The sequence below is a fragment of the Rhodoferax sp. genome (assembly GCF_044236835.1).
Taxonomy (GTDB): Bacteria; Pseudomonadota; Gammaproteobacteria; order Burkholderiales; family Burkholderiaceae_C; genus Allorhodoferax.
The window spans coordinates 1-6,966 of sequence record NZ_JBIIGC010000036.1 but is presented as its reverse complement, the minus strand read 5'-3'; the positions used below and the strand labels follow the sequence as shown (position 1 = coordinate 6,966).

Sequence of the window (6,966 nt, the reverse complement as noted above, 5' to 3'; positions counted from 1 at the left end):
CACCAGCGCCCATGCGCCGTCCTAGCGCACCAGCGGGTGCGCGCGCAGCAGCCCCTTCGCCCGTAGCACGGCCAGCGGCGGCGCGCCCGGCCAGTGGCTTTGACGATATGGACGACGACATTCCGTTTTGACCCGAACACCCCTGTGAAAGCCACGCCATGCGCCCTATCGCCCTCGTCACCGGTGCCAGCTCGGGTATCGGCAAAGCCTGCGCCCTTGCATTGCTGCAAGAGGGTTGGCAGGTGGTTATGGTTGGCCGCCGAGCGGACGCGCTCGCCGCCGTAGTAGCCCAGGCTGGTGACCATGCGCCCCAAGCCTATGCGATCCCGGCGGATGTGTCGAAGGAGCCCGAGGTCCTTGCCGTGTTTGCCGAGATACGCGATCGCTTCGGCCGACTGGACCTGGTCTTCAACAACGCAGGCATCTCCTTGCCCTACACCCTGCCTGGCGATGTGACGGGCGAGGCGTGGCGCCGCATGGTGGACACCAACCTCAACGGTGCGTTTTACACGCTGTCGCAGGCCTTCAAGCTGATGCAGGAGCAAAGCCCGCAAGGCGGCCGCATCATCAACAACGGCTCGATTTCCGCGCATGTTCCGCGCCCGGGTTCGATCGCCTACACCGCAACCAAGCACGCCATCTCCGGCCTGACCCGCGCCGCGTCGCTGGACGGTCGGCCCTACAACATTGCAGTGGGCCAGATCGACATTGGCAATGTGGCGTCCGACATGACCTTGAAGATGGCGCAGGGCGTGCACCAGGCCGACCTCAGCATCCGGCCCGAGCCGCGCATGGACATGTCCGCGGTGGTTGAGACCTTTTTGACGATGGCGCGTCTGCCGCTGTCGGCGAACATCCTGTTCACCACGGTGATGGCTACCAACATGCCTTATGTGGGCCGGGGTTGATGCCTTGGAGTGACCCAGGGGCCAGTGTGCTGACTTGCGATTTGTTGGGGCGCGGCAGCCCAGCAAAGCCGGGATAATTGCGTAACTTGAGGAGCACGCTATGGCATCGGTGAACAAAGTCATTTTGGTGGGGAACTGCGGGCGTGACCCGGAGATTCGTTATCTGGCCTCGGGCCAAGCGGTGGCCAACGTCAGCGTAGCCACCAGCAGCCGGCGCAAAGACAAGAACACGGGCGAAATGGTGGAAGACACCCAGTGGCACCGGGTCACCTTTTACGACCGCTTGGCGGAGATTGCGGGTGAATATGTGAAGAAGGGCCGCCCCATTTATGTAGAAGGCCGACTCAAGTACGGCAAATACACCGACCCCTCGGGCGTTGAGAAGAACACGGTCGATATTGTGGCGACCGAACTGCAACTGCTGGGCAACCGCGAGGGCATGGGCGCACCGCAAGACGGTGAGGAGGCACCAGCGCCCATGCGCCGTCCTAGCGCACCAGCGGGTGCGCGCGCAGCAGCCCCTTCGCCCGTAGCACGGCCAGCGGCGGCGCGCCCGGCCAGTGGCTTTGACGATATGGACGACGACATTCCGTTCTAGTTAGTAAGCGGTCTGCATAACTTCCCCGGTAGGCAAGGGTAGCGTTATTGAAGTCGGCAAGACAACGACCATCCAAATGCCGGTGGTGCCAACCAAAGGGTCCTCGCCGCGTAGCAGCGTAGCCACGCCGTCGTAATTGGGGTCGTCTGCGCTACGCAGGTTGGTTCGGTACGCCAGCTCGCCGCCTTGCCCATCGTTGCGGCAAGAAAGTCTGCAAACGGCGGCCATTCATAGAGCGCGATTACCGGATTGCCATGCAGCTGATCGGCGCCCAGCGTGTGGTTGACCGTTAGCGCACCTGGCAGTTAGGCGCCGCAGCGAATCTCCAAGGCGCAGCGCTCGGCCGGGAACTGGTTCGCTGGGCCACGCTGGCGCCGTCGAGCCACAACACGCAGTGCTGGCAGTTCGCCATCAGCACCGACGGTCGGTCAATCACCGTCCTGCCCGACCTGGTGCGGCGTTGCCCCGCAGTGGACCCGGACGATCATCATCTGTTCGTCTCACTGGGCTGCGCTACCGAAAACTTGGTACAAGCCGCGCTTTCCCATGGATTGAAGGGCTTGGTGCTGTTCAATGCCGCCGACAACGCGGTGCATCTGGCGCTGGAACCCACTATCGCAGTGGCTAGGCCATTGTTCACCGCGATCCCGGTTCGACAATGCACACGCGGGTACTACGACGGCAAGCCCGTGTTCATCGACGAGCTGGCGCACGCGCGACGGGCGCTACAGCGTGTGCGCAGGCAAACCGAACATTCCCTCCTGGATGGGTGACTTGGCATTTCGCTGGCTCTTGACTGCCAAGGGAGAGAACGACAAGGTGGCGCAGCCGTTGCGCAGTTGCGCAGGCATTGCCCTCTTCGTGGGCCATGCTGCAGACAAGGCGCATTGGGTGGACGTGGGGCGCTGTTACGAGCGCTTTGGGCTGCAGGCCGTTGCCTTGGGGATTCGCAACGCCTTCCTCAACCAGCCGGTCGAAGTGGCGGCATTGCGCCCGTCTTTCTCCGCTGCCATGGGCCTCAGCGGTCAACGTCCAGACCTTGTTGTGCGTTTCGGACGCGGCCCGACCATGCCACGCTCGCTAAGGCGGCCAGTCGAGGCCGTGCTGGTGTGATGTCACCACGCTGCCGCAAGGAATCACTCTGACAGGGCCGGTGCGGCAGCTTGGGTGCGGCCCGAAGGCCGCAGGGCGTACTTCGTTGGAGGCATCGCATCGCTGCGCTACGATTTTTTGCCATGATGGGGCGACAGCATCTCGCCGCCGGCGCCAACGGGCGGCATTGGATTGCTTGTTTTGGCTGGGTGACGCCCGGCCCACAGCCGATAGCCCCACTTGCGCAGCTCGCTTAGCCACAGCACGCTGCTGGCCATCGCGACGCACACCAGCCATTGTTCGTCGGATAGAGGCGCCGTGCCGAAGGCCGTATTCAGGAACGGAATGTGAACAACTGCTACCTGAAGCAGCGCCGATACGGCGATCGCGGCCCATAGCCAAACATTGGCGAACAGCTGGCGCAAGGCGCTGGTGTTGTCTGAGCGTGAGATGAGTGAAACGAATAAGCTGGCGAAGACCAGTACGTTGAAACCGGCCGTGCGGGCGTTGGCGAGGTTCTGTTTGCCCTCGATCAGTCCGCCAGGCAAATAGAGGTCGATGGTCAAGAGCGTGGCCACTGCGACAACAAGGCCGACCTCGACCATGTCGAGCCACATGCGGGTGTCAATCAGGCGATCGGTCGAACGACGTGGCTTCTTGTCCATCATCTCACCCACCGGCGGGTCAACGCCCAGTGCCATCGCTGGCCCCAAGTCAGTGACGAGATTGATCCACAAAAGTTGTGTGGCCAGGATGGGTAGTGTCACAGCGCCGTTGTCACCGATCTTGAGTCCCAGCAGTCCGGCTCCGACAACCCCGAAGAAAACCGTTAGCACCTCACCTAAATTCGAAGACAGCAAGAAGCGCAGGAACTTGCGAATGTTGTCAAACACACTGCGCCCTTCGCGCACCGCCTCAACAATGGTGGCAAAGTTGTCATCGGCCAAGATCATCTTGGCCGCTTCCTTGGACACTTGCGTGCCAGTGATACCCATCGCAATCCCAATGTCCGCGGCCTTGAGGGCAGGCGCGTCATTGATGCCGTCGCCGGTCATTGCCACGACGTTGCCGTCAGCCTGAAGTGCTGCGACGATGCGCAGTTTGTGGGCGGGCATCACGCGGGCAAAAACCGAGGTCATGCGCACTGCCTTGGCAAAGCGCACGTCATCCATGCCTTCTATGTCGATGCCGGTCAACACATCAGTCTGGCCCTCAACAATGCCTAGGTCCGCTGCAATACGAACTGCGGTTCGCGGATGGTCGCCGGTGATCATGATCACGCGGATGCCGGCACGCCGTGCTTGACTGATGGCAGTGGCTGCCTCCTCGCGGGGCGGATCGATCATGCCGACGATGCCGGCAAAGACCAGACCGTATTCCAACGATTCGCCCGCTTGCCGGTCCTCCCCATCTTTGAGCGGTCGGTAGGCCACCGCCAGTGTGCGCAGCGCGGCATCAGCCAAGGCGTCGACTTCGACGAGCAAACGTGTACGCATCGCAGCATCAAGTTCGACAACCTCTAGGCCCCGGCGCGCCAGTAGGCAGCGCTCAAGCAATGCGCCTGGAGCCCCCTTGGTGACGAGCACGACATGATCGCCGTGCTCGTGATCCATCTCCAGTGTTGACATCAGCTTGCGCTGGGTGGTGAATGGAATCTCGCCGATGCGCTGAAAGCGCCGCTTGCGCCGCTCGGTGACACCGAGCTTGCGTTCCGCCACCAGGAATGCTGCGTCGGTCGGGTCACCATGGACTTCCCACGCGCCGGCTTCGCCTTGGTGCAACTCGGCGTTGCCCGCGAGGCTGCCACCGCTGAGGGTGACGATTTGCTCGTACCGCAAGGCACCAGGGGACAGATCGGAACCTTCGTACTCCACACGGCCCTCTGGCCCATAGCCCACGCCGGTGACGCGAGTGCAGCCCGAGAGGGTGACAACGCGTTCGATCGTCATCTGCGCACGTGTAAGCGTTCCTGTCTTGTCGGAGGCGATGACTGTCGCAGAGCCGAGCGTCTCGACCGACGACAGCTTCTTGACGATGGCGCGATGCTTGGCCATACGTTGTACGCCAAGCGCAAGCACCAGAGAGAGGATTGCCGGCAGTCCCTCTGGTACCGCAGCCACCGCTAGCGAAACACCGAGCAAAAGGGCAGGAACAGCGTCGCCGACACCGTGGATGTCGGACAACAGCAGGATGGTGACCACCACCACGAAAGCGATGGCCACTACGCCCAGGCCCAGGATGCGCCCAAGGCGCGCAACCTCCTGCTGCAAGGGCGTCGGCTGCTCCACAGTGGTTCCCAGCAAGTGGGCAATGTGACCGATTTGCGTGGCCATGCCAGTGGCGATGACGATGGCACTACCGCAACCTTGTACGACGGACGTGCCTTTAAAAACCATGTTGACGCGCTCGCCTAGCGCGGTCGGTGCCAATAGGGTTGATGTCTCCTTAGGCACTGCTTCGCTTTCACCGGTAAGCGAAGCCTCTTGCACGCGCAGCGACGTGGCCTTGAACAGCCGCGCGTCTGCGCCGACGGCGTCGCCTTCGCTGAGCAACAAGACATCCCCGCGCACCAGCTCGGCACTGGGCACGCGCAAGCGCTCACCACCCCGCCACACGGCGGATGTGACAGCGGTCATCTTTGCCAGTGCTGCTACCGCGCTTTCGGCCTTGGCCTCCTGCAGGTATCCAAGCGCCGCATTCAGCATCACGACGACAGCAATGACAACAGCGTCCAACGGCAAACCCTCTCGGCCCTCGATGAACCAGGCGACCAGCGCAACAGCTATGGCCACCATCAACAAGTAGACCAGCGGGTCTTGGAACTGCGCGAGACCGCGACGCCACATCGCCGTTTTGATTGCGGCCTGTAGCTCGTTGGATCCCATCGCGGCGAGCCGTCGCGCTGCCTCTTGGGCAGATATTCCCGTTTCCAGGTCAACGTCGAGTTTGTTGGCGACCTGGGAGGCATCCCTACCAGGCAAGTCGACTGCAGCGTCGGACGTGACGCCTATTCGTGGCGACCTCGCGGTGCCATTTATCCGATGTTTGCCAGGGTATCTCGGTTCCACTGCCAGTCGTGGGACCAGGTAACGCAGCAGCCCGATGCACTTGATTTTTCGCATCCCATACCTTGCAGCACCGATCTGCCTCGGTCAGTGCGACAGCGAACGGTCCTCGAGGTAAAGCGCTAGCGCCAAAGCGGACTCGCGGAGTGCCGCCCTAGCTTTTGGTTCAAGGGCGTTGTCCTGCACACAGGTCAGCGTTAACCAAGAATTGCCGGCCTCTCGAAGCCAGCTGCCCTGCCACTGATTTCAATGGGGGCGGAGTGAGGTCACTGCTTATGGGTTCAGATTGAGTATTCATCCCTGAAGGGATCAAGTTGATATGGATATCAACTTGCAGCGGCCGCATTTGGCAACCAGCCTTCTTTGTTCAATGCGCGACAAAGCGGTGCATGCGTGAAATTGAATGCAAAAACAATTCGCCGCGCCAGACAACAGGTTGACCCATGCATAAGGTCTGATTCGTTTGTGCAGTGCGGCTGCGCGCAAATTTGAAAACCTCAAATGGTATTCAGAAAATTCAGATTAACTTGCTAGCAAGCTAAGCAAAGAAAAAATAACAGGGGGGCTGGCAATCGAATAAATAAAAACCAAACTAGCAAAGCAACTTTGTTGCAAGTATCCGAGGCAGTGAATCGATGAAACGTAACTCGAAAAAAATATATCAAGTGAACGGTTCAACTCAGCATCCAGAGAAGCACGAAATCCAAGTCGCCACACCGACAAGTTGCAGCGAAAGGGCATTGTATGGGCACAAATGACCTGCCGTTGGACGTCCTCATTCGAAATGCTGCAGAAGGCGATAACTCTAGTTTTGCCATTTTGTATCAGCGCACCAGCGCCCACTTGTTTGGCGTTGCTATACTGCTTTTAAAGGATCGTCAGTCGGCGGAGGATGTTCTGCAAGAAACGTATGTCAGCGTCTGGAAGCACGCAAGCAGCTACACCAATATGGTCGAAGGCCGGAATTTCTCGGCGATGTCATGGTTGATTGCCATTGTTCGAAACAAGTCACTCGATGTATTACGAACGCGTGGGCGCCGCAAGGAGGTGGAGCTGCCCCAGTGGGATTACGAATCGGATGAGCCGCAAGATTGGATGGAACACAGTTCGCCCAGCGCGCTCAATCTTTTGGAAGAAGCTGCGACCTCGTTGCAGATCAGCCAATGCATCGCAGAACTGGAATCAGGCCCGCGCCAGAGTCTTGCGCTGGCGTACTACCAGGGTCTGTCGCATTCTGAGATATCGGCGCAAATGGGGGCGCCCATTGGCTCAGTCAAATCCTGGGTGCGCAGGGGCCTGATGA

6 protein-coding genes and 1 pseudogene are annotated in these 6,966 nt (G+C 60.4%); 6 read left to right on the top strand and 1 reads right to left on the bottom strand.

The window, feature by feature from the left end; all coding sequences use genetic code 11:
- From ACILRC_RS15015 to ACILRC_RS14995, 5 genes and pseudogenes are all read left to right on the top strand, one after another.
- Nucleotides 1–131: pseudogene (locus ACILRC_RS15015) on the top strand (single-stranded DNA-binding protein); the annotation flags it as partial.
- A gap of 27 nt (nucleotides 132–158) precedes the next feature.
- Nucleotides 159–908: an SDR family oxidoreductase gene (locus ACILRC_RS15010; RefSeq protein WP_395670179.1), complete on the top strand. Its 750-nt coding sequence runs from the start codon at nucleotides 159–161 to the stop codon at nucleotides 906–908.
- Nucleotides 909–1,008: 100 nt separating this feature from the next.
- Nucleotides 1,009–1,506, top strand: a complete 498-nt coding sequence (gene ssb / locus ACILRC_RS15005) for a single-stranded DNA-binding protein (RefSeq protein WP_395670178.1) — start codon at nucleotides 1,009–1,011, stop codon at nucleotides 1,504–1,506.
- Between the two features lie 452 nt (nucleotides 1,507–1,958).
- Nucleotides 1,959–2,279: a hypothetical protein gene (locus ACILRC_RS15000; protein ID WP_395670177.1), complete on the top strand. Its 321-nt coding sequence runs from the start codon at nucleotides 1,959–1,961 to the stop codon at nucleotides 2,277–2,279.
- Nucleotides 2,272–2,619 carry a hypothetical protein gene (locus tag ACILRC_RS14995; protein ID WP_395670176.1) on the top strand — a complete coding sequence of 116 codons (348 nt, stop codon included), beginning with the start codon at nucleotides 2,272–2,274 and terminating at the stop codon, nucleotides 2,617–2,619. The genes ACILRC_RS15000 and ACILRC_RS14995 overlap by 8 nt, the downstream gene beginning before the upstream one ends.
- A gap of 107 nt (nucleotides 2,620–2,726) precedes the next feature.
- On the opposite strand, the gene ACILRC_RS14990 is transcribed toward ACILRC_RS14995, so the two are convergent.
- On the bottom strand, nucleotides 2,727–5,720 hold the full coding sequence (locus tag ACILRC_RS14990; protein ID WP_395670175.1) for a cation-translocating P-type ATPase: 2,994 nt from the start codon (nucleotides 5,718–5,720) through the stop codon (nucleotides 2,727–2,729).
- A gap of 687 nt (nucleotides 5,721–6,407) precedes the next feature.
- On the opposite strand from ACILRC_RS14990, the gene ACILRC_RS14985 reads away from it, so the two are divergent.
- Nucleotides 6,408–6,966, top strand: a 559-nt coding sequence (locus ACILRC_RS14985) for an RNA polymerase sigma factor (RefSeq protein ID WP_395670174.1), incomplete at its 3' end; no start/stop codon positions are given.